This window comes from Sinomicrobium soli (assembly GCF_003285545.1).
In the GTDB taxonomy this organism is placed as follows: domain Bacteria; phylum Bacteroidota; class Bacteroidia; order Flavobacteriales; family Flavobacteriaceae; genus Sinomicrobium.
In genome coordinates this window covers 169,386-193,529 of sequence record NZ_QLNV01000007.1, presented here as the reverse complement: position 1 = coordinate 193,529, position 24,144 = coordinate 169,386, and the positions used below count along the sequence as shown (strand labels likewise).

15 protein-coding genes are annotated in these 24,144 nt (G+C 46.1%); 11 read left to right on the top strand and 4 right to left on the bottom strand.

Features of this window, described 5'->3' with window-relative positions; translation table 11 throughout:
• Window positions 1-5 precede the first annotated feature (5 nt).
• Window positions 6-1,379, top strand: a complete 1,374-nt coding sequence (locus DN748_RS11210; protein ID WP_161554542.1) for a redoxin family protein — start codon at window positions 6-8, stop codon at window positions 1,377-1,379.
• Between the two features lie 308 nt (window positions 1,380-1,687).
• Complete coding sequence (locus DN748_RS11205; RefSeq protein WP_112371915.1) at window positions 1,688-4,474, top strand: M16 family metallopeptidase; 2,787 nt, start codon at window positions 1,688-1,690, stop codon at window positions 4,472-4,474.
• Window positions 4,475-4,620: 146 nt separating this feature from the next.
• Here DN748_RS11205 and DN748_RS11200 read toward each other — a convergent pair whose 3' ends face one another.
• Window positions 4,621-4,881, bottom strand: a complete 261-nt coding sequence (locus DN748_RS11200; RefSeq protein ID WP_112371914.1) for a Txe/YoeB family addiction module toxin — start codon at window positions 4,879-4,881, stop codon at window positions 4,621-4,623.
• Complete coding sequence (locus tag DN748_RS11195; protein ID WP_112371991.1) at window positions 4,878-5,129, bottom strand: type II toxin-antitoxin system Phd/YefM family antitoxin; 252 nt, start codon at window positions 5,127-5,129, stop codon at window positions 4,878-4,880. Before DN748_RS11195 ends, DN748_RS11200 begins: the two co-directional genes overlap by 4 nt.
• A 239-nt stretch (window positions 5,130-5,368) precedes the next feature.
• Between DN748_RS11195 and DN748_RS11190 the strand changes: the two genes are divergently transcribed.
• From DN748_RS11190 to DN748_RS19400, 8 genes are all read left to right on the top strand, one after another.
• The gene (locus DN748_RS11190; protein WP_317047423.1) at window positions 5,369-5,935 is read left to right on the top strand and encodes an RNA polymerase sigma-70 factor; all 567 of its coding nucleotides are present in this window, start codon (window positions 5,369-5,371) and stop codon (window positions 5,933-5,935) included.
• Between the two features lie 91 nt (window positions 5,936-6,026).
• Window positions 6,027-7,241 (top strand): FecR family protein, encoded by a 1,215-nt coding sequence (locus tag DN748_RS11185; protein WP_112371912.1) that lies wholly within the window; start codon window positions 6,027-6,029, stop codon window positions 7,239-7,241.
• A gap of 95 nt (window positions 7,242-7,336) precedes the next feature.
• Window positions 7,337-10,681 carry a SusC/RagA family TonB-linked outer membrane protein gene (locus DN748_RS11180; RefSeq protein ID WP_112371911.1) on the top strand — a complete coding sequence of 1,115 codons (3,345 nt, stop codon included), beginning with the start codon at window positions 7,337-7,339 and terminating at the stop codon, window positions 10,679-10,681.
• An 11-nt stretch (window positions 10,682-10,692) separates the two neighbouring features.
• Entirely contained in the window at window positions 10,693-12,123 is a 1,431-nt protein-coding gene (locus DN748_RS11175) for a RagB/SusD family nutrient uptake outer membrane protein (protein ID WP_112371910.1), read from the top strand.
• 12 nt (window positions 12,124-12,135) lie between these two features.
• A complete protein-coding gene (locus tag DN748_RS11170) occupies window positions 12,136-12,900 on the top strand; it encodes a DUF4843 domain-containing protein (RefSeq protein ID WP_112371909.1) in 765 nt (254 codons plus the stop codon).
• Window positions 12,901-12,936: 36 nt separating this feature from the next.
• Complete coding sequence (locus tag DN748_RS11165; protein WP_112371908.1) at window positions 12,937-14,433, top strand: PKD-like family lipoprotein; 1,497 nt, start codon at window positions 12,937-12,939, stop codon at window positions 14,431-14,433.
• A gap of 31 nt (window positions 14,434-14,464) precedes the next feature.
• Complete coding sequence (locus DN748_RS11160; protein ID WP_112371907.1) at window positions 14,465-15,685, top strand: thioredoxin family protein; 1,221 nt, start codon at window positions 14,465-14,467, stop codon at window positions 15,683-15,685.
• A gap of 83 nt (window positions 15,686-15,768) precedes the next feature.
• On the top strand, window positions 15,769-17,184 hold the full coding sequence (locus tag DN748_RS19400) for a TlpA family protein disulfide reductase (protein ID WP_112371906.1): 1,416 nt from the start codon (window positions 15,769-15,771) through the stop codon (window positions 17,182-17,184).
• Window positions 17,185-17,323: 139 nt separating this feature from the next.
• Here DN748_RS19400 and hepC read toward each other — a convergent pair whose 3' ends face one another.
• Both hepC and DN748_RS11145 read right to left on the bottom strand, forming a co-directional pair.
• Entirely contained in the window at window positions 17,324-19,306 is a 1,983-nt protein-coding gene (gene hepC, locus DN748_RS11150; protein ID WP_112371905.1) for a heparin-sulfate lyase HepC, read from the bottom strand.
• A 25-nt stretch (window positions 19,307-19,331) separates the two neighbouring features.
• Window positions 19,332-20,534 (bottom strand): YyaL domain-containing protein, encoded by a 1,203-nt coding sequence (locus DN748_RS11145; RefSeq protein WP_112371904.1) that lies wholly within the window; start codon window positions 20,532-20,534, stop codon window positions 19,332-19,334.
• Between the two features lie 335 nt (window positions 20,535-20,869).
• Between DN748_RS11145 and DN748_RS11140 the strand changes: the two genes are divergently transcribed.
• A complete protein-coding gene (locus DN748_RS11140; RefSeq protein ID WP_112371903.1) occupies window positions 20,870-24,106 on the top strand; it encodes a chondroitinase family polysaccharide lyase in 3,237 nt (1,078 codons plus the stop codon).
• Window positions 24,107-24,144 lie beyond the last annotated feature (38 nt).

The window sequence follows — 24,144 nt, the reverse complement described above, 5'->3', positions numbered from 1 at the left end:
ACCCGATGAAAAAAACGATATACATCTTACTGGTAATGACGCTTGTTCTGGTTTCCTGTAAGCAAACCGGGCCCGTAGACTATGCCCTGGTATCGGGCAATATAACCGGTAAGGAAGGAGAGCTGACGCTCATGTCTGAAGACAGGACTTTTTCAAAAACACTCGAATCGGGGAAAGACGGTAGTTTTTCAGATACCATAAGAACGAAGCCCGGGCATTTCTTTTTGCGGGACGGGAAAAATGTGGTACGGCTGTACCTGGCTCCCGGAAACGAGGTAAGGGTAAATGCAGATGCCGGTGATTTTGACAATACCTTGAGTTTTTCAGGCAAAGATGCCGCTTCGGGCAGGTACCTGAAATTAAAGGGAAAAACGATAACCGACCTGACCGGGGATATGAAATCCTTTTATGCACAGGATGAAACAGCGTATAGAGAGGCTAACAAAGGAATAGGAACAGCGCTGGAAAAAATACTCGATTCCATGCCCGGACTGGATGAGGGTTTTATACGGAAAGAAAAAAGAAACCTGCATTATGAGTATTTAAATGCGTTGAATATTTATCAGAACTATTATGCCCATTTCGCCGATGATCCGGATTTTAAGGTATCTGATGGATTTCTGGATGAACTGGCCGGGATGGATTACAACCTTGTAGAGGATTATAATTTTTCTTCGTCATACCGGCAGTTGTTACAGGACCATTACCGGGAGAGGTCCGGAAAACTGTCGGAATCGGATTCGCTCCCCGGGGAGATAGCTTATATGAAGGTATTGACAACAATTCCTGACGAAACTATCCGCAATGGCCTGTTGTTCGGGCATGCCAGTAACAACATTACCTTCGTAAGCGATCTCGAAGCGTATTACAGCATATATGCGTCGGCTTCTACCGACGAGGAAAACAATGCCGTTATCAAAAAAAGTTACGAGGAACTAAAAGCACTTTCAGGGGGAAACCCTTCCCCGGTTTTTTCCGGTTATGAAAACTACGAGGGAGGAACCACGTCCCTGAACGACCTCAGGGGGAAGTACGTATATATCGATGTATGGGCTACCTGGTGCGGGCCCTGCAAGGCGGAGATCCCGTTCCTGAAGGAGGTTGAAGAGGAGTACCGCGACAGGAACGTAGAGTTTGTCAGTATTTCGGTAGACAGGAATAAGGACCGGGACAAATGGAAAGCCATGATAGCAGAAAAAGAGCTTAAAGGAGTACAGCTGCTCGCTGATAAAGACTGGGAATCCGACTTTGTCAAGGCCTATGTCATAAAAGGAATCCCCAAGTTTATCCTTATCGATCCCGAAGGAAAGATAGTGTCTTCCAATGCTCCCCGCCCTTCCGATCCTGAATTGAAAAAACTGTTTGAGGAGGTATTGTAACCGGTTTTCAGGTAGGGTGTCATGTCATCCGGGCCGTAGCGCAGCGAAGCGAAGGATCTCCGGGTTCCGGACAAAAACAACACCTGGTCTCAGAAAGATTATTTTGAATTAGTGTCTTTTTGAAGTACGGCACGGGACGGCGGAAGTCGTTCCGTGCTTTTGGAATATCCTGCGGGTTTTCTTACGATAGCGGAAGAGTAATACAATTAAGCAGGACCTGAAATGTTAAAGTATATTAAATAAACCGGAAATATTTCACCCATTTTGTTCCTTTCGGACTCTTTAGGATATAGAAAAACCTGATTTATATGAAGATCATTACCACTGTAAGCCTTTTTTTATGGTCCGGGATTCTGCTGAATGCCCAGGATAAGGGAGAAGTTCCCTTTGACCCTTCTGTACGGCATGGTGTCCTGCCCAACGGAATGACGTATTATATCAAGCACAACGAAGAACCCAAAGAGCGGGCTTCTTTCTATTTTGCCCAGAATGTAGGGTCTATCCTCGAAAAGGAATCCCAGAGGGGACTGGCCCATTTTCTGGAACACATGGCCTTTAACGGAACCGAGCATTACCCGGAAAAAAGCATGTTGCAATACCTGGAAAAAAACGGGATCAAGTTCGGGGCCGAGATCAATGCATTTACGTCTTTCGACGAAACCGTTTACAACATCAGCAAGGTTCCGGTAACCAATCGGAAACTGCTCGACTCCACATTACTGGTCCTGCACGACTGGTCGGGCTACCTGTCGCTTACCGATGAGGAGATCGATGCGGAAAGGGGAGTGATCAACGAAGAGTGGAGAACCCGGAACACCCCCTCTTTCCGGGTAGCCGAGAAAGTATGGACCAGGGGAATACTCAAGGGATCGCTGTACGGAGAGCGTATGCCTATCGGACTGATGTCCGTGGTCAACAATTTCGAATACGACGAGCTGCGGGATTACTACAGGCAGTGGTATCGCCCCGACCAGCAGGCTGTTATCGTTGTGGGGGATGTGGATGTAGATGATATGGAGGCGAAAATAAAAGATGTTTTTTCGCCTGTTCCCCTGAAAAAAGGGCTCCCGGAACGAAAGCCCTTTTCGGCAAAGATGAACGGCGACATTACCTTTATCGAATCCCTGGATAAGGAAGTGGGGAGTACCAGGATCGAGTTCTCGGTAAAGAACGAGGCCCGGAGGCTGAAAGGATATGATTACCTGGATGACAACCTGGTAAAAGGAATTGCCTCTTATGTGTTGAATAACAGGTTTAAAGAACAGACCGTAAAGAAAACCTGTCCTGCACTGTCTGCCGGGTATTCGTATTCGAACTTTGTAAGGCCCCTTGATGTTATGGGGCTGGCCGTTCAGCCCAAAACCGATAAGGAACTGGAGAGTTTTGAATTTGCCCTGACAGAATTGTTGCGGTTTGTAAGATACGGCGCGACGGACAGTGAACTCGAAAGGGCAAAATTATCGATAAAGAACAGCAATCTGTCGTACCTGAAAAACAAGGACAAGATCAGCAGCGACAGTTATGCGGAAAGCATTTATCAACATTTCTTTACCGGCGACCCCCTGCCGGATGTGACCTGGAATGTGAACTACAGGGTAGATCGCCTGGAAACCATTACCAATGAAGATATCCTGAACTATATGGCAGGGGTTTACAAAAAGGAAGATATCGTGATCGCTGTAAAGGGCACTTCAGACAAGACCTATCCGGAAAAAGAACAGTTTGTCGATATTTTCAATAAGGTAAATGCCATGAAACTGGAACCTTATGAGGATACGGTAGACGATAAACCCCTGATCGCAGAGACCCTCGAAGAACAGCCTGTGACCGGCAAGACTGATATCCCGGGGATGGATGCGCGTAAATATGAATTGGGTAATGGTGCCCGTGTGGTTGTCTTTCCCACTCCTTATGACAAAGACAAGATCTATCTCAGCGCTTACAGTCCCGGAGGAAACTCTTTGCTCGGTAAAGACCTGCTGCCTTCCGCCAATGTGGCTACTTATGTGGCGTCGCAATCCGGGCTCGGGGATTTCGATGAAATCGAGCTGGGAAAAAAACTCGCCGGGACGAATACTTCGTTAGGACTGGATATTAACGAACTGTCGGAATCCATGTCCGGGCAAAGTACCAGGTCTGACCTGGAAGTACTGTTCCAGAAGATCTACCTGAGCTTTGAAGCCCCGAGGTTCGACCGGGAGGCCTATGACCTGGCCAGGGAAAGGTTTTCCAAGAGCCTGGAACAGAAACAGAAGAATAAAAAGAGCATTTTACAGGATTCCATGTCTATGGCGCTTACCTCCCACAATGAGAGGACCCTGCTGTTCACTCCGGAATTTATCGATGAGATCGATCTTGGTAAAATAGAGAAAGTATACAAGGAGAGATTTCAGGGGATTGATGATTTTACCTTTGTATTCATAGGAGATATTGATGAAGCACAACTGGTAGAGCTCGCCAGGAAATATATAGGAAATATCAGCGCAGGTAAGGGAAAAGAGGATTATGTAGATCACAATTACAATCCTGCCAAAGGCAAGACGGTAGTCCGGGTAACCGAGGAAATGGAAACCCCGCAGGCGACGGTAAATGTGGTTTACAAAGGGGAGATGCCCTATAGCTACAGCAATAGCATAAAGGTGTATATGGCAGGCCAGCTGTTGCAGAAAAGCTGCCATGATGTGATCCGGGAAGAAGAGGGAGGCAGTTACGGGGTAGGGGCCTCGGCATCGCTGGGTGACCGCCCCAGGGAAGCGTTCTCCATGTCGGTAGGTTTCGATTGTAATCCGGAAATGGCCGATAAGTTGGTACAGGTGGTATACAATGAAATAGAAAAGCTGACCGGGACCATAGATGCGGAAGATTTCAGGGAAGTGAAGGAATCCATGATCAAGTCCCGGAAAGAGGCGGTGAATAATAACAACTACTGGATGAGTGTACTATCTTCTCATGTGTTCTATGGCAAAGAGATTCATACGCTGGATGACTATATCAATACGGTGAATGCAATCACTGCCGAAGATATCAAGGAGACGGTCCGGAATATGGAAAAGAAGGCCGATATTGTGGAAGGAGTGTTGTTGCCAAAATCCTGATTCGGTATATGGTATAATGATAGGCCGCTTTCAGAAGCAGGCTGATCCCGAAAACAAAGGAAGAATCCCGTGATTTATAAACTACCGGGGTTCTTCCTTTTTTTGGTTATTCCTTAGATAAATACTGCAAGTGACCGTAGACCGGCCTATTTTCCGTAGTGATATCTGCAGGCAGCAATCCATAATTGCTCCCGGTCATATTTATATACCAAACGGTGTTCTGAAGTAATACGCCGGGACCAATACCCTTGTAAATCTCCTTTTAAGGCTTCAGGTTTTCCGATCCCTTCAAAAGGGGTACGCATACAATTTTTGATAAGATCATTAATACGTTTTAAGATCTTTTTATCCACTTTCTGCCAATACAGATAATCTTCCCAGGAAGATGAAGACCAGACCAGCTTCATTCTTCGATCAGGTCTCTTTGTGTTCCGTTACCTTCTTCCAGTTCTTTGATGGATTTTAATAATACATCCCTGTTTCTTCCGGACAAGAGATACGTAGTCTCTTTCAGGGAATTGTATTCGTCCAGTGAAATAAGTACGAGATCTTTTCCTCCTTTACGTTTGATGATGATATCACTGACGTCATTAACCACTTTATCGAACCAGTACTTCAGGTTGGAACGAAAATGAGTATAGTTTACAGTTTCCATATCACAAAAATACATATTAAGTACTTATAAAAGTACTTTTTAACATAAGAATTTTATGTATTCATAGCGACCGGAAGGAGTATACTTTTTGAGTCACTGTTGATGAATTGACTATACGATATATAATAATGGATAAATCACCTGTTTTTATGCACTGTTCTTCGGAAAGAGTGTTAAGAAACAAAAAAGAAAATTTATATTTATCGCAATTTCCGAAGATATGGTAACCGAAAAATCACATTGTCATTAAATCTCATACCGGACATATAGAAATTACCACAAGTACATTTGAGGAAATATTCCATTCCATGTACCCGAGATTGCTTTCATTCTGTTTAAAATATGTGAACGACAGGTCTGTAGCCGATGAAATAGTGGAAGACTGCATGTTTTATTTATGGGAGCGGAAACGCGATATGGAAAAGGTAAAAGACCTGAAATCGTATTTGTATATGATGGTAAGGAATAAAGCCCTGGCTTACCTGAAACAGCATCGCAGGGTAGTTCGTATGGAAGCACATTCCGAAACCGTTCCGGATATCGATGAAGGGTATGTCGTGGAAGAGGAAGTACATGCCATCCTGATGGCTGCTTTGGATACCCTGCCCGAAAAATGCCGCAGGGTTTTTGAATTGTCCTGCCTGGAAGGGATCAGGTACAAGGATATAGCCGAAGATATGAACATATCGGTCAATACCGTAAAATCACAGCGGGCAAGGGCTATTGAATTGCTTAAAATACGGCTGAAAGATTACCCTGTACTCATGGTATATTTATCTTTTTTGTTAAAAGACCAGATTTTTTAAACTTTTTTCCACCCATTTTACGCTTTGCCTGCTCTTATGGATAAATAACATAAGATTAACACTCTTCGTGAAAAGTATGTTAATATAAAATATGGCAAAGCACACATTTTCCAGAGACGAGATAGCAAGGCTTATCGCCGGTTCGGTATGCGGAACACTACAAGCCGGAGAAGAGGCGGTATTGAACGATTGGCTGAAGGATAAGGAGCACCGGAAGCTCTATCACCGGATTGTCCATTCCGGAAATATCAATGCCAAGCAGGAGTTTTATGCAAGCCTGGACAAGGAAAAGATCTATCAGAAGTTACAAGGCAGGATCCTGCGACAGAAAAAGGAAAACAGGATAAAACTCTTTTACACGGCCGGCAGATATGCCGCAGTGCTGTTGCTCTGCCTGTCTGTTATCCTGACCTGGAATCATTTTTCCGGGATGGAAGACAGGACAGCGGCCATGACCGAAGAGACACTTGCCGAAATAGAACCGGGGGACCAAAGAGCCGTGCTGCTGCTTTCGGACGGAAAGACCGTAACCCTGGAAGCGGATCAGGACCAGGCTATCCGGTCTTCGGGACATACACTTATCAAAAACCGGAACAATGTCCTGGAATACCAGGTGGAAAATGATGACAATCAAAGTATTGTGACAGGTTATAATACATTATACGTACCCGAAAAGGGAATATACACGGTGATACTGCCCGACGGAAGCAAGGTATGGCTGAATTCCGGTTCTTCCCTGAAATATCCCGAGGTTTTTAGCGAAAGTCAAAGGATGGTCGAACTTACGGGAGAAGCCTATTTCGAAGTTGTAAAGGATGCCCGGAAATTTGTAGTACAGACAAAACAACAGGATATTACCGTATTGGGAACCTCCTTTAATGTAAGCGCTTATGACGATGACCGTTTTTTTGCAACGACCCTGGTAGAGGGAAAGGTACAACTGTCGCATCGCGGTACGAACGCGGTATTTCTCGCTCCCGGAGAACGCGGATACCTCGATCTTGACCGGGAGGTTCCGGTGGCGGTAAAAACGGTAGACCCCCGAAACTATACTTCCTGGAAAGACGGCAGGTTCTATTTTGAACGGCAGCCCCTGGGCGATATCCTGAAAAAAGTGGGGCGCTGGTATGGAGTGAAAGTGAAATTCGAACAGGAAAAACTCAAAAATGTACTCTTTACGGGAGTAGCGAGGAAAAATGCCCCTATAGAAGATCTTTTGGAAATGATCCGTAAAACGGCGCGTATTTCCTACAGGGCAACCAAAAAAGACAATGCACAATATGAAATAACCATATCGGAAAAATAACAGCATAAAAAACCGGAAAGTGTTGGCCGCACTCACCGGTAGGTATTTAGCTGTTAAATGTTTTTGGCGAATTAACTAACTAAACGAGTAAATGTATGAAAAAAATTCTATCGGGGGAAATCCTGCGATTTTTCCAACGGTATGAGCGACCTATTATCCTGATTATGAAACGATCGCTTTTCTTGTGCTTTATCCTGTTTTTTAATTTTACGGCTTTTGCTTTTTCACAGAAAGTTACTCTGAACCTGGGTGAAGTTACCATTTATGAGGCTTTAAAAGAGATCAGAAAACTTACCGATACCGATTTCTTTTACAGCGATGAAGAACTGGATGTAAACCAGGTGGTTAGAGTTCACTTCGACAATGTAGACCTTGTCGAGGCTGTCTCCAGCCTGGTAGGGCACAATTTCAGGGTTGAGGAACAGGGCGACCGTTTGTTCCTGATCGTCCCTTCGGAAGATCGCGAAGCTCAGGACTTTATCGTAAAAGGCATGGTGACTGACGAAAATGGAACACCCCTTCCGGGGGTTACGGTGATCATCATGAAGGAACGGCGCGGGACCACTACGGATTTTGACGGGAAATACGAGATCCGCGCTTCTGCGGGAACGGTGTTTTCCTTTAGTTATGTAGGCTATGTTACCCGGGAGGTAACGGTAGAGGGGACAAGGCTTGACGTGCAGCTTCAGCCTGATGTTTCCGAACTGGATGAAGTGGTGGTTACAGGTATCGTAGAGCGTAAAAAAGAGACGTTTACCGGGGCGGTAAGGAGTATTTCAGGAGAGGAGCTGAAGGCTGTCGGGAACAGGAATGTCATTGAAAGCATCAAAACACTGGATCCTTCTTTTATTGTGATGGAGAACAATATACAGGGAGCCAATCCGAATGTATTACCGACCATAGAGATCAGGGGGCAGACCAGTGTGTCTACAGATGGCCTGAGAGACGAGTACGGGGCAGACCCGAACAGTCCATTGTTTATACTGGACGGGTTTGAGACCGACCTGCAGAGCATCGTAGACCTGAATATGAACCGGGTGGCATCCATTACTATCCTGAAAGATGCGGCGTCCACGGCCCTGTATGGCTCTAAAGCTGCGAATGGTGTTGTAGTGGTAGAAACCAAGCAGCCAAAACCCGGAAGGGTAAATATAACCTATACGGGCGATTTCAGCGTGGATATCCCTGATCTCTCTGATTACAACCTGATGAATGCTGCAGAAAAGCTGGAATTTGAAAGGTTGGCCGGGCGATATACTTATGGTGGCGGTTATAATCCGAATACACAGGTATGGTTAGACAGTCTGTACAATGCCAAACTGGAGGAGGTTCGTCGGGGAGTGGATACCTACTGGCTGAACGAACCTACCCGTACGGGAATTACACAGACACATTCGGTCAGGGCAGACGGGGGAAATGAAGAGATCCGCTTCGGGGTGGATATCAATTACCGCAAACAGGAAGGGGTGATGAAAGGTTCGGCAAGGGAAACCTGGGGAGGAAACATAGATCTCACCTATCGCAAGGGAAAACTGAATATTTCCAACCGTTTGTATGTCAACGGATCGGAAGCCGACGAATCGCCCTACGGAGCATTTGCAGATTTTGCCAGGGCCAGTCCGTATTACAGAAAGCGAAACGAATTTGGCGAAGCGCCGAAATATCTGGAAGAAGAAGCTTGGATAGAGGGCTGGAGGACTTATAAAGTAACCAATCCGCTATACCGGGCTACAGTGGCAAATACGGATAATAACAAAGGTTTTAACCTGAGAAATAACCTGAATGCCATCTGGACCATTGACGAAAGCCTGAGGTTACAGGGCGGGATACAGCTGCGAAAGGGAACGACAGAACACCAAATATTCGCTGCCCCCGAAAATGCCGAGTTCGACGATGTGAGTTATCTGGAAAAAGGAAGGTATACCAATACCCGGGGCAATACTTTTTCCTATATGGCCAATGCTATGCTTATCTGGCACAAGGTGCTGAACGAAAAACATACCGTAAACCTGAATTTGAGAGCTGATATAGAAGAACAGAACAGTAAGGGAGAATCGTATACTGCAGTTGGGTTTCCAATGGGGTCCAATGGCAATCCGAACTTTTCAATTTCTTACGAACCGGATGCAAAACCTTACTATTACAGTAATATCTACAGGAGAAACAATATACTGGGCTCGGTAAATTACAGTTATGCCGATAAGTATTTCCTCGATGCCAATTACCGTCTCGACGGATCAACGGCATTCGGGTCCAACAAACAATATGAACCGTTCTGGGCGATTGGTCTGGGGTGGAACCTGCACAAGGAAATCCAGATGGACAAATCGATAGTAAATATTCTGAGACTCAGGCAAACCCTGGGGTATACGGGGAATCAGAATATGGGGAGTGTAGCTTCGACCTCGGTATACAGTTACGGTTCGGTAAACAACTATTTCGGGAATGCCATCCGTATAGGAACACTCGGGAATCCCGACCTGGAATGGCAGAAAACTTTTGATACTAATTTCGGACTGGATATAGCCATGTTTGAAAACCGCCTGGACGGACAGATCAACCTCTTTACCAAAAAGACGAAACCCTTGGTAGTTCCGGTAAACCTGGCATCTTCGACAGGTTTGGTGGCTTACCCCCTGAATGTGGGAGAGCTCAGGGTTAATGGTATTGAGGCCATTCTGAATTTCAGACCTGTTTACGATCTGGAAAAACAGGTAATCTGGAGGGTCGGGATTACTGCCCTGATCCAGGATATGGAATATCGGGATGTGGGCAATGCTCTTCGGAATCTCGATGAAGACGCCCTTGAAAGCGGAAGCCTGAGACGCTTCAGGGACGGGGCAAATCCCGATGATATCTGGGCCGTGCCCTCACTGGGAATAGACCCGGCTACAGGTCGGGAAGTATTTCTGAAAAAGAACGGCAAAACCACCTTTGATCACAACTACGAGGACGAAGTGATCGTGGGAAATACCAGGCCGGATGTGGAAGGAGTGATCAGTACGAGCTTTACATATAAGGGATTTAACCTGGGGATCAATATGCGATACAGGGTCGGGGGACAATTGTTTAACGGGGCGCTGTATAACAAGGTAGAAAATATCGGGCAGCAGGAAATTACCTGGAATCAGGACAGGAGGGCACTGTACGACCGCTGGCAGCAGCCGGGTGACCAGGCCAGGTTTAAGGGCATATCAATATCCAGGAATACTCCTATCTCATCGCGTTTTGTCCAGGACAACAATAATATTGTAGGAGAGTCCTTTAACCTCGGGTATAATGTGTATAACAAACCCTGGCTTGAAACCCTGGGAATAGAAAGTTTACGCTTAACGGCCTATATGAATGATATATTCCGGATCTCTTCCGTAAGGGTCGAACGTGGGATAGACTATCCCTTTGCACGTACTGTTTCATTTAGTATTAACGCATCATTTTAACCAGAAGCACTATGAAAAAAAATATACTTAAAATACTGTTTCCGGCATTTGCGGGACTGCTCATATCCTGTAGTGATTATCTCGATGTACAACCGGAAGATAAATTGTTGGAAGACCAGGTATATACTACAGAAGCCGGGATAAATAGTGTGTTGAACGGTATATATACCGATATGGCCGGAAATGAGAGTTACGGCGGATATCTGACCATGAGTGTCGTAGAATTACTGGCCCAGCGCTATGTAGCTGTCAGTGGAACTGATTCCAGATGGTATGATACCGGTCACTATGCCTATGAAGAGAATAAACCCAGGGAGTATTTTGATGAAATATGGACCTCTATGTATGGCAATATTCTTAAAATTAACGATCTGATAGCCAATGTAGATGCCTATGGGGCCCTGGCAGCGTATAAGGCCAGTTTGGTAAAGGGAGAAGCTTACGGGTTGAGGGCGATGTTGCATTTCGACCTGCTGAGGTTGTTTGGCCCTGTATACGGTACAAACCCCGGGAGTTTGTCTATCCCATACTATACGCAGGTAGAAACTGAAAACGGGGAGATACTTCCGGCTTCTGAAGTTATGGCAATGGTCATAGCCGATCTGGAGGCCGCTGAGGAACTGCTGATGGATGATCCTGTTCTGGACGGTGCAATTACATGGGAGGGCGATGTGGATTTTTATGCCTCCCGGAGAAATCACAGGCTAAATTACTATGCGGTTAAAGCGTTGCAAGCCAGGGCGTATCTCTATGCAGGAAACAGACCGGAAGCTCTTGCCGCTGCCAAAATGGTTATAGAAGAGGCAGGGGATACTTTTCCCTGGACCGTCCCGGAAGCCGTAGTCTCGGCAGGAGGTAATCCCGACAGGATATTTTCCTCCGAGGTGATTTTCGGGTTGTCCAATCTCAATCTGTACAACCAGCACAGGGATCTTTTTTCCAGTGACCTGGAAGATGCAAATATACTGGCACCCGAGCAAACGCGTATCGAAGAGGTTTTTGAAAATAACGAAAGTGATTATCGCTATAATTCTTCCTGGAAAATACCGGCATCCGGAGGAAAGGAAGGGCGTACTTTCTTTAAATATGAGGATATACAGGATAAAAATATTGTTTTCAGGTTTATGCAGCCCCTGATCAGGATGTCGGAAATGTATTATATCGCCGCAGAAGCGGAAACCAGTGAGGCACAGGCACTGGAATATCTTAATACCGTAAGATATAACAGGGGGTTGCATGCGTTGGAAACCGGGACGGATATAGATACCGAACTGCTCAAGGAGTACCGGAAAGAATTTTTTGGGGAAGGTCAGCTGTTTTTTTACTACAAGAGAAAAAACACGGCGAATATCCCTGACGGTTCATCGTCTTCAGGGACCATAAACACGGGAGAAGAAGTATATGTAATTCCCTTACCCGATTCAGAGACAAAATATCAGTAAAACTGGGCAAACATGAAAAATATATTTAGTTATATCACAGTAGTATGTACGGTAACTACAATACTACTGACAGCGTGTTCCAAAGATGAAATAAACACTTATGAAGGTAAGGACAGCATTTATTTCAAATGGACGGTAGACAGCATTTTTAGTGGCAGCACTGTAGAAGGGATAGACAGTATCGGGTTCAGTTTCGGCTTCTTTCCTCCCGAAGCAGTGGAGTATGTGTATAAGATACCGGTGTATGTACAGGGGGAACTGTCGGAGACAGACCGGCTGATACAGGTCGAAGTACTCGAAACATCGACCGCTGTTGCAGGTACCCATTTCAGCATTCCGGAAACAGTGACGTTCAGGGCCAATTCGCGGAAAGACAGTATCCCGGTTACCCTCTACAGAACCCCCGATATGAAAGAAGAGGTATTCTCCATAGTGCTCGAAATACTTCCCAACAAAGATTTCAATACGGAAATGGACGGAGATATTATTGATGCCGCTACCGGCGAAATGAGGAGCTATACCCGTTTCGAACTCACTGTAAACGATATTCTGGAGACTCCGGAATACTGGTTCGAACCTTACCTGGGAAAATTTACAATCAAGAAAATGACCCTGATGAGCGAACTGTTGAATATACCGTTCGACTATTACAACAGCAATCGGCCGTCGCTCCCCGAAACCCAGTATCACGGACTCTTTATGCAACGCTATCTGGATGAAAAGAAAGCGGCCGGGGAGACCATATACGAAGAAGACGGAACGGAAATGACCATGTAGGGGTAATTACAAAATAATCTAACTAAAAAAACAAGTATGTTACAGTGTATAAAATTCTGTTTGATATTGATCGGGGGGAGCCTGTTTTTCTGGTCCTGTGCAGAAGACCTGGGCAATTATGACTATATAGGGATCAATGAAGTACATTTTAATGGTTTTGAAGAGCAGTACACCGCGTATTCCGGGGACCCTTTTTCCATAACGCCGGAATTGACCTTCACCGAGGATACTGCAGGTGATGACGAAGCCAGGTATACTTATGAATGGGTGGCTTTCAGAGGAGGCGGTGCATTGCCGATGGACCAACGGCACGAACTGGCCTATACCAGAGACCTGGATATGGATGCCATAGCCCTGGTTCCGGGTGAATACGAACTCCGTTATAAGGTGACCGATACGGAAACCGGGGTTTTCTGGGAACAGCTGGCCGATCTCCATATTGTAACCAGTATTTACGAAGGCTGGATGGTACTGGGAGCTGTAGACGGGACGGCGAGACTGGACATGATATCGAAAATTGAAGGAGAATATACTCCGCTTTACGATGTGCTGTACCGTTCGGGTTCCGCATTGACACTGGAGGGGACACCGGTAAATGTACTTTGCTATGACTACGATCAGCAATTCTATGGTATTTATGTGACCACGGAAGGAAACGGAACCACCAAGATACATCCCGAAACCTTCGACTGGAATATAGAGTATTCCCTGTCCTTTGAAATGATGGCCAATGTACCCACAGATTTCGGAGCGGATTTTATCCAGCCCATGGGGAACGGACACGAGAGCATGATGTACAAGGATGGAGATCTCTATTACTATTACAGGACATATCAGTACCGGTACGATCTGCCCATAAATGTTATGCAGGGGGAGACCACAACTTTTAAAGCAGCCCCTTTTATAGGTGTAGGAGCCAATACCCTGGGGATTACACTTCTCTATGATGATACTCATAAGCGTTTTGTCCGGCAGATGCCATATACCAAAGGGGTAAGTGTAATGCCCGAGGGGACATTGTTCGACTATAATACCGGCAAAGACCTGTTGTATATGCAGCGGACGGAATACAATGAAGGAGAGGTCTTTGCACTTCTGAAAGACCCTTCCGGTAACAGGGTTTATCTCGCGCGTATGAGTTCCGGGGTATACAATATAAACCAGGTATATTACGAAGAGGTTCCCGAAGCCATAGCAGCAGATATGGCAGCGGCAGATCATTTTGCCATAAACCCTGATTTCGGATATATTTTCTATACTGTGGGAAATAAGGTCTACGAATATAATTTTTCGGCGAAATCATCAAAGCTCATGCTCGATAAGGGAACGGAGGAGATCACCCTGCTGAAGTTCGATAAGACAGCTCCCGGTTCATCCGGAGAAAACCTCAGGAACAAACTGGTCGTATGCAGTTATGATACAACCGGAACCATGGAATTGTATACTGTACCCCCGGTACAGGGCGATTTGATCCTGGAGGAATCCTACAGCGGTTTCGGAAAAATAGTCAGTGTGGCCTATAGGCCGCGATAGTTAACGTATAATTTCAATATAAAGCAGCATAATGATACACTTAAGAGAAGTTCTGCCGGTTGTGATCTGTTTGATACTGATCAATACCGGCCTGGCCCAGACCCGCTTTCTCCAAGGGGATTGGGAAGATATCATGAAAAAAGCCAGAGATGAAAACAAACCTGTATTTGTAGACCTGTACTTTACGGGATGCATGCCTTGTGCGCAGATGGATAAGAGGGTATTCCCCGATGAAAAGGTGGCAGCCCTGCTCAACAACGATTTTATAACCTGTAAAGTCAATGTATTTCATGACCAGGAAAAGGCACTGGGAGAGAAACTCATGAAAAAATATGCTATAACAGGTTTTCCGACACTGCTGTTGCTCTCCCCGGATCAGCATGTGATAAACATTCAAGGAGGTTTTGCCGGGGTAGACAAGCTGGTGGGACTGCTGAAGGATGCAAAAAGGAAAAACGAAAGCAGGGAATACAAAAAATACAGTACTTCCTTTGATATGGAATTCCCGGATTTTTATAATGCCTATTTTGAAAGTAAAAAATTGACGGCCACTCCGGATGATATCGAAGCTTACCTGGATGCCCGGGATGATAAAATGGCTGAAGTTCCTTTTCTCATCATGATGAAACTGGTAAACCGCGGAAAATATGCCGATTACTATATACGGAATTCCCGGAAACTGGGCGATATGTACGGAAAGGAACGCGTAGCCATGAGCCTGTTGGATAAGATACGGGAAAAAGCGGATAAGCTGGGTAAAGATAACGATATAGAAGGTTACGATACTGTTTTGGAAGATATAAGGAAAATGTTTGATAAAGGCGACTGGAACCGTTTGAGTATAGGAAGTTTCTATACCCCATATTACAAGGCATCCGGAAATACGTTCTGGTTTATTAAGAAAGTGGAAGAGGGAGCATATGACTGGCAGGAGAGAAGCAATGCCTATGCGCAGGTAATTATCGATTCCAGAAACAATAAACAGGCTCTGAGTACCCTGGCTTCCTTATATAAAAAGAACCGGACTGATCATTCCACGGCCGCTGACATATATAAAATGGGCCTGATACAGTTTTATCTCGGAAAGCATGATGAGGCTACTGAAACCTTACAGCATATTTCCGGAGCAAAAACCTCCTATTATCTGAACGAAGAGGATATAACGGCATTACAACGGGCTATAGCATCAGGGGATACCGCATCTTTCCAGCCCAAGGCAGCTCTCGACCCCAAGCCCATGATCCTGGAATAGTGAAAAGAAACTTTATAAAGGAAGCGAAGACACTCCGGACCTCCCAAAGATAAAATCAAGTAAAATCTATATAAGTATTCAAGATGAGGAACAAAATAAGAAATCAAATAGTCTATTCCTTTTTGTATGGCCTGTTTATGCTGAATTCGGCATGTAATGCCCCCCAGTCTGATTTTGCCGGGCTCAGGGGACATTTTGACTTTGATACCGGTACAGAAGAAGTTAAACTATTATATGTGGTAGACGGCATGACCGAAACGTATGCCACCACATTGAAAAATGAAAAAGGGGATTTCGGGTTTATGGTTCCGGTAAAAGAACCCGGGTTTTATTATGTGGATTACGGGCAGATGAGAGCTAACAGGAAAGACCAGCTGATACGTTTGTATATGGAGCCCGGGCTGGATATCGATATTGACATAGCCAAAAAGGACTATGAACTATCCGGAAAAAAGACAGGACATAACAACCTGGTACGGGAGGCTAACAAGATCTTCGATACCCTGTCACATTATACGACACTGGGAAAGATGAATGCCACATATAAGAATTTCTACCCTTTTATCGAACAGGAGGCACCCGCCATGGTAGAGGAATTTAAGAAAAAGATCAACACGGCAGATGAGAACTTTAACGAATTGCTGAAGCTCACTGTAGATACCGACCTGGAAGTGACCATGTACAAATTTCCTTTTTTACCCCGTATGGAACATCCGGGAAAGGATACTCCCAGACCGGAAATATACGATCGGTATAGGCAGGAAGCCAAATTTGCCAATCCCGGTATACTCAGGCTTGGCAACGGGCATGAGCTTGTAAATTCGTATTTTACCTACTGGGATTTTCAGAATGGTTTCAGGACCCCGAGGCAAGAGGTTATGGAAAATGCTGTAAATACCATTGTCGTTCCCGAAATTAAGGAAGTCTATGTGCGGGAAGGACTTAGGAACGGTCATGTGAAAATTGAGGAATACGGAAAGATAAAGGCCCTGGCCCATCAATATGTGGTCTCTGAAAAAGGCAGAGATTTTCTCCTGGAGTTCGAAAAAGCACTGCACAAGGATGTAGGCCAGCCCGGATTTGAATTTACGTATGACGATACGGAAGGAAAACCCGTTTCCTTCAGTGATTTTAAAGGAAAGTACGTATATGTCGATGTATGGGCTACCTGGTGCGGGCCCTGTAAAAAGGAAATACCTTTCCTTAAAGAACTCGAAAAAGACTATCACAACCGGGATATTGTTTTTATGAGTATCTCTGTAGACAAACCCGAAGATCGCGAAAAGTGGAAGGATTTTGTGAAAAAGGAGGCATTGGGAGGGGTACAGTTAATGGCCGATAAGGACTTCCAATCAGGGATCACGAAGAATTATGACATCAATGGTATCCCGAGGTTCCTACTCTTCGACAGGGAAGGTAAGATCGTTTCAACAGATGCTCTCCGTCCCTCGAATCCCGAATTGCGGGAGCAACTCGATCAGCTGCTTAAAAGACAGTGACCAGCTGTAATCACCACAAACCTTGTTCTCAAAAAGATTATTTGAATTAGCATCTTTTTGTAGTAGTACAGGGGATGGCTGTTATCAAGGCCATCCCCTGTTTTTTCAATATTCGACATGTACTGAGTGTGTATCCGGTCTACAGGCTAAAATCCTTCTCTACTTTCCGTATCTTGCCGTTTATGCTTATCGAAATATCGATAACTCCCCGTTCGGGATCATTTTTTTCGTTTTCCGTGACCTCTATCACGGGGGGCTTTTTACCGTCAAACGGGTAGAGCAAAGTGGCAAATCTTACTGCGGCAGGATCTTTTTTGTCCCGGACAAAAGCAAATGCAGGTCTTTTTACTTCCTTCCTGTAGGCATAGGAAACCTTACCTTCTTCACGAACCATGCCTGCCTGTCCGGTATCGAGGTTTTTTACCAGCAGGTTATTACCATCTTTGTACGCTGTCCGGGCACTATGGTCTTTTTTGTTTATGACGGCCTTGCCTTCTTTCAGCTGAAAGTGAATGGCGACCTTACCCCTGGCAGGCCCTTCGGCCTTGTCGAAAATGACAAAGTATTTTTTATCGATAAAAAGTACGGTTCTCGTATGCTCCAGGTCCTTATAGCTGGGATTGGTATACGAGAGTATATCCAGGCTGTCTGAGGTCTTCCATAACCGGAGACTGGCATCACAGATATCCATATCGGCATCGTCCAGGGTAAGGGTCTTATGTACCCTGGTTTGTCGGTACCAGTTCCGCAACTTCATGATCTCATCATCACCTCCGTAGACGTATGCCCCGGTATCGGGCATGAAGTTTCGTCCTTTTACCCACAGGTCGAATGTCCCGTTATCAGGCTGGCTGTGCCAGAATGCGGGCGGACTGGCCTTCATGACCATAACGGTGGCCGTGTCTTTCCAGCTGTTCCTGAAGGTATAGAACCCGCCTTTTTTCATGGCGTGTGATGTATACGGAGGTGGCGTTCCCTCTTTCCCTTCGGTGGCGTAATAGCGGATAACGGAATTTTCGGGGAAAACCCTGGCCCAGGTCCGGAATTTTTTGATCATGCCGGATTTTTGTTCCAGTTTGGCATCGGAAAACATAGGGTAGGAGTAATCCGGAAAGGAGAAATTGACCAGGGCTGTGATCATGTTTTCAATGGTGGCCTTATAACTTTCGGGAAATTCGCTTTCAAGATTTGCAAGCTGTGCCATGCTGTAGGCTCTGAGAAAAGTATTGATAGCCCCGGTGTGATAATTTGGCGATAATTCGTATTGGAGCCCGTCGGCGTATACCTGCTTTTTAATTTCCTTATTCAGGATGTCAATACCGCTTTTCCGCCATTCCCCGGCCCTTTTGAATTCAGGAAAGAAAGCCCCGGCATAGATCATGCGCTGTGCCTCAAAGAGCAAGTGGTTTCCCTTTTCCGAATAGTGGTGCAGGACACGTTCGGCATGGCGGTAATAATTCTCCAGGAACTCCGTGAGGAACTGTGCCGTAAAGTTTTCGGAACTGATAAAAATATTAAACAGTGCCGTCTGGTCCTGAAGGCGCCGTGAGGTTTCCAGCGGCCTCCATGCAAACCGGTCATTCTCATCAGATAATCCTTCCGGGTTCTTTTTGATCCAGTCCCTGTACTGAAATATCCACTCCCTGGCATAGGTTTCCTTTCCTGTAGACCAGTAAGCCAATCCCATCGGTTCCCACCAGTACATGCGGTTTACCTGCCACCGTATTTCATTGTCACGTACGGGCCAGTACTGCCAGTTGATATCCTTTCCGTAGTCCAGGTACCCGTATCCCTTATGAACAAAAAACAAGTGCTCCAGTCCCTTGTCGGCTTTTTCCATGATGTCTGCAGGTAATCGTTTTCCCGAATACGCGCCACGGTCTTCCCTGTTGTATTCAGGATGTCTGATATGTGTGCGGTTCCGGTAATATTGCAGTAACGCTCCGGCAGCCTGTTCATACTGTTTATGGTGTACCAGTGCCTTTACTTTTTCCAGGCCCGGATAATCGAGGTCGATTTTTTCGAATACGGATCCTTCCTGGTCCGGCAGAGGTTTATGAGTTGTCGCCAGGCTCCACAGGGGAAGGGCAAGGAGCCATAAAAATACTCTTAAATGTCGCATATCAGGAATATTAAGTGATAACGGATCATATTTTGGTCAGATCCATGTTTTTTAATTGTGCATACCGCAACAGTGCTTCCAGGAAGTAATAATCGGCATAATTGATGGGGGTATCCACTTCAGAGTTATTGGGCAGGGCCCCGACACTGTGCTTCAGAATAAAGAAATCCGTACTGTCGGGTTCAGCCAGGTAGGCATCCGAAGAAAGTGACTTCAGAATATCTTCCGCAAAGGCGAAATACCGGTGTCCGTCTTCTACCTGTGTACTCAGTTCCAGTAAGGCCGATGCCGTAATCGCCGCGGCCGATGCATCCCGTGGTGCGTCGGGTATGTCAGGCGCATCGTAGTCCCAGTAAGGTATTTTATCTTCGGGCAACCGGGGGTGGTTCATCATAAAATGCGCGATGTGTTCTGCCTGGTCTACAAATTTCTTTTCCCCGGTATTTTTATAGCTCATGCTAAAGCCGTAAAGTCCCCAGGCCTGTCCCCTTGCCCAGGCAGTGTCATCAGCATATCCCTGGTGGGTCCCTTTTTGAACAGGTTTTCCGGACAATGTATCATAACTCACCACGTGGTATGAACTGTAATCCTTGCGGTAGTGATCCCTTAAAGAGTTCATGGCATGCCTTTCGGCAGCCTTTGCATATTTCGGCTCCCCGAATTTGTCCGAACCCCAGAACAGCATTTCGAGATTCATCATGTTGTCTATGATCACGGGATACTGCCATTCGCCGAAGTCCCAGGAACGTATGGAGCCTATCTTTTCATTGTAACGGCTGTAAAGGTTTGCGGTACCTTTTCGAAGAACAGGGAGGTACTCTTTATTTTCAGTGATCCTGTAGGCATTGCCATAGGAACAGAAGAGCATAAAGCCCAGATCGTGGGTATACCGGAAATTCTTTATGGTATCCAATGCCAGTGTAAAGCGTTCGGCCTGCCGTTTCAGGTTCTTCTCACCACTTATTTCATATCCCAGCCAGAGGCTTCCGGGAAAAAAACCGGTGGTCCAGTCATCCGGCGGGGCAAGGCGTACGGTCCCGTCCGGTTTTACGGAACGCGGATTCATCCCCGGGGTATAATGCTCCGCTGCCCGGCTTAGTTGATGCGTAGCTGTTTTTACGGATTTCTCCAGCCATGTTGCCGTTTCAGCCCGGTGGGAAGTCTTACAGCTGTTAAGGAACAATAATCCGGCCAGGACATACAATACACCAGAAATTTTTCTCTTCATGATCACAATATATTTAAAATAGATTAGGAGTCATAAAAGTAGGAGTAGCCCGGGGGAGACCGTTTAGATTTAAACTTTTTTTATTCAAGAAATGATGAAAACTCCTGGAATGATCCAATTTTTGTCCTGTTTACGGTTTTAGCTTTTATATCGGGGTTTTGAAATTAAATCAAAGCATAAATTAAATGAAATTAAAATGTTTTTATCGATTATTAAAAGGTGAAGAAGATACGGATTGATACATTTATCGCAAAATTAATAACCATAGTGAAATGATTCCGGGCGATGGTAAAAATTGATTTCCGGACGATGAAAAACCACCAAACCGTTCTTATATGAAAACGTTATTTTACTTTTTACTTATCACGTGCTTTTTTGGGGCCACTGTGCTAAATACTGCCCTGGCAGGAATACCGGCAGTTCCGGAAGATAGCGCCCGTTTGCAGAAAGACACTGTTTCGGATGCTGTTTTAACAGGACAGTTTCGGTTTGAGTCGCCGTCAGAACTGCATGGCTGGAAGACGGAAAAAGGCAATGTCGGGATTTCGTCAAGACATTATAAAGATGGAAACACTTCGATGCTATGGTGCTGGAAAAAAGGCAGTACACTGGAGGCCGGTCATCTCGAAGGACTGGAAGCGGCCTGCGGGGTTTATCCCGGGGGGATCCCGGAATTCTACGAACCTGCTTTTTACCCTGAAGGGAGGTACGGCGGACTGAAAATGTGGCTCTACCAGGAAAAACCGCAAAAAGGGGTACTGGTGTTCCAGGTGGGCAGCAGCCCGGAAACCGCACGGAAACAGCCCAAATATAAATTTCAGGTAAACCTGGATTTTACCGGGTGGAGAGCCGTATGGGTAAACCTGGAAGAAGATGCCAGGGTACCTTCGTATTCCGGGAGCAATACGATGAACAGTATGGTGGCCCATATGGCCGGTAACCTTCAGGAACAGGGAGAACTGTTTATAGATCACCTGAGCCTTCTGAGTTTTATTTCCAACAAAAGACATTCCGATCTGCAGTTTGTCAATAACAAACAGGAATTCCGGCAGGCTGATTCCTATGAAATACTGAAACCCTACCGCAACTATCTCGAAAGTGGTATAGACAGCGCGGCATTTGACTCCGTAGCCCTCGGTACAAATGCCGGAATTATTGCGGAGCGGCTCGAATTCCTGATCCTCGGAGATTCGTCCGGCGATTGGAAAGAAAGAAGGTCGGGCATGGAGAAAAAGATCGATGCGGATATAAGATCGGGCTTGTCTTATTACGATGAGCTACACCTGCACCGTGATCACGGTTTTGTCAACGGCCGCCCCATGTTTGCCTCCCGTGATGAGCATCCGGCAGAAAACGGGCTTGTGTTTCAGAAAGTGGCCCAGGAGGTTACATTTCCCCTGGCTATGGATTACAGGATAAACGGAAAAACGGCATCCGGGGGAAAGCTGGTCGACGTACTGGATTATTTTGAAGACCAGGGGTTCGCGGCCGGGAGTGCCATGGGAACAGTAGACCACGTAATCCGCCTGAACGCCATAGCCAACAGCATTTTTCTTATCCGGGACAAACTCAAAAAGGAGAATAAACTGGATTCCCGTATAGACATGTTGCTGTGGCATACCCGTATGGGCAGTATACTGGATATCGACTACACCCGGGGAGAGAATACCGATAAAGTACGCGGGGGAGCCCTGGTAAAACTGATAGCCATATTGCTGATGGAAAACAATGCCTCAAAGTCGGCCCTGTTAGGTGCATTCAAGGAATATATGGATTATGTGGTAGGTTTTGCCCCGGGCTATAGCGATACGATAAAACCGGATTATTCAGTGTATCATCACAGGGGTACCTACCTGAATTCGTACGGCATACAGGCCGTAAATACTATGGCGATGATAGGATGGCTGCTCCGGGATACTCCCTATGCCTTATCGGATACATCGCTGAATATACTGGAGGAACTGCTTGTAAAACAGTCCCAGATCGCGTATGGAACCGATCTGCATTACGGAGTTTCCGGACGGTTCCCGCATCAGAACAGTGCCATAGGAAGGTTTCTTTTGCCGGCATATGCATTTATGGCATTGCAGAAAAATGAAAACGGAGGAAGTACCCTGCTGGCGGAGCGGTTCAATTACCTGTACAGGATCACCGACCCCCGGGAGATCACCGGTATCCTGGTACCGGCATTGACCTACTCGGGCACCTTCGGGACCCTCGATCTGCTGGTGAGACTGCACAGGAAAACGGGCATGCGCGAAAGCAGTCCGGGTAACGGTAATTATACCATGCCGTATTCCGGTTTGTCTGTTCACAGGAAAGACAGTGCCTATGCCGCGGTAAAGGGGTATAACAAATATATCTGGGACTTTGAGACCGGGAGCTCAAACGGGGAGAACAGCCTGGGCAGGTACCTGAGCTTTGGTTACCTCATCACCGTACAGGGCGATGAAGAAAAAGGTTTTGAGGGGGCTGGGATATCTATGAACAGCGGTTATCACTGGGCATTTCTGCCAGGGGCCACCACAAAGGCACTTCCTGTGGAGAAGGTATTTTTTCAGAATAAGGCCACCGAAAAATATATCGAAGGCTATCACAGAAGTTTTTCCCGTACTGCTTTTGCCAACGGACTGAGCCAGGAGGGCAGGAACGGAATGTTTGCCATGGAACTCCGCGATGATGTAGGCCCTGATAAGGAAAAAATCCTTTTTGACGATACTTTCAGGGCCAAAAAATCCTATTTTTTTATCGGGAATGAGATCATTTGCCTGGGGTCCGGGATCTGCAATGATGACGACCGCTACCATACGGTGACCACTTTGTTTCAATACAGGCAGGACACACGGCGGGAGACCCGTTACAACGGGGAATCACTCGGTACGGACCTTGCCTTAAACAGAACGGAAGAGGACGGGTATATCACAGACCAGAACAACATACATTATATCATAAGGAACGGGGGAAATATACATATGGAGCAAGCCGCTCAGGAGTGTCTTGTACGCGATGGTAAAAACTATAAAAAGGTAGTAGTCCCTCAGGTCAGGGCCTACCTCGACCACGGGGCTTCCCCGGCAGGCGGGCAGTACGAGTACCAGATATTGCTGAACACTTCGAAAAATGCCCTGAAGCCGTTTGTAACCCATAAAAGCTATAAGGTCCTGGAAAAGAACAACGACGTGCACAGCATTTATCACAAACAGTCGGGGATCACGGCATACGCGGTGTTTACCCCCCGGGCTACGCTGGGCGAAGGACCTGTGGTGGCCGTCGATATTCCGGCCCTTGTCATGTTCAGAGAACCTGGAAAGTATTCGCTGCTTACCGTAACAGATCCGGATATCAGGTTAAAACCCTGGAACCACAATATGTCGCGCATGCCGGATGAGATCGTTAACGGGGCCGGCAAAGGCAGTCTGCTTACCATCACACTGAAAGGAGAATGGTATGAAGCCGGTAATGCCCCCGGATTGAAATCGCTGGCGCATTCGGGTGGCCATACTGTTCTCGAAGTGTTCTGTAAAGACGGAAAAAGCGTAGACATACCGTTGAAAAAACGGGAAAACGGTTAAGCAGGAGCGCCGGAGCAACCGGGGGATGGCCCCCGGAA

What these genes read in the sequence shown, in the direction of transcription:
- DN748_RS11210 (WP_161554542.1), top strand. Translation starts at nt 6, where the DNA reads ATGAAAAAAACGATATACATCTTACTGGTAATGACGCTTGTTCTGGTT.
- DN748_RS11205 (WP_112371915.1), top strand. Translation starts at nt 1,688, where the DNA reads ATGAAGATCATTACCACTGTAAGCCTTTTTTTATGGTCCGGGATTCTG.
- DN748_RS11200 (WP_112371914.1), bottom strand. Translation starts at nt 4,881, where the DNA reads ATGAAGCTGGTCTGGTCTTCATCTTCCTGGGAAGATTATCTGTATTGG.
- DN748_RS11195 (WP_112371991.1), bottom strand. Translation starts at nt 5,129, where the DNA reads ATGGAAACTGTAAACTATACTCATTTTCGTTCCAACCTGAAGTACTGG.
- DN748_RS11185 (WP_112371912.1), top strand. Translation starts at nt 6,027, where the DNA reads ATGGCAAAGCACACATTTTCCAGAGACGAGATAGCAAGGCTTATCGCC.
- DN748_RS11180 (WP_112371911.1), top strand. Translation starts at nt 7,337, where the DNA reads ATGAAAAAAATTCTATCGGGGGAAATCCTGCGATTTTTCCAACGGTAT.
- DN748_RS11175 (WP_112371910.1), top strand. Translation starts at nt 10,693, where the DNA reads ATGAAAAAAAATATACTTAAAATACTGTTTCCGGCATTTGCGGGACTG.
- DN748_RS11170 (WP_112371909.1), top strand. Translation starts at nt 12,136, where the DNA reads ATGAAAAATATATTTAGTTATATCACAGTAGTATGTACGGTAACTACA.
- DN748_RS11165 (WP_112371908.1), top strand. Translation starts at nt 12,937, where the DNA reads ATGTTACAGTGTATAAAATTCTGTTTGATATTGATCGGGGGGAGCCTG.
- DN748_RS11160 (WP_112371907.1), top strand. Translation starts at nt 14,465, where the DNA reads ATGATACACTTAAGAGAAGTTCTGCCGGTTGTGATCTGTTTGATACTG.
- DN748_RS19400 (WP_112371906.1), top strand. Translation starts at nt 15,769, where the DNA reads ATGAGGAACAAAATAAGAAATCAAATAGTCTATTCCTTTTTGTATGGC.
- hepC (WP_112371905.1), bottom strand. Translation starts at nt 19,306, where the DNA reads ATGCGACATTTAAGAGTATTTTTATGGCTCCTTGCCCTTCCCCTGTGG.
- DN748_RS11145 (WP_112371904.1), bottom strand. Translation starts at nt 20,534, where the DNA reads ATGAAGAGAAAAATTTCTGGTGTATTGTATGTCCTGGCCGGATTATTG.
- DN748_RS11140 (WP_112371903.1), top strand. Translation starts at nt 20,870, where the DNA reads ATGAAAACGTTATTTTACTTTTTACTTATCACGTGCTTTTTTGGGGCC.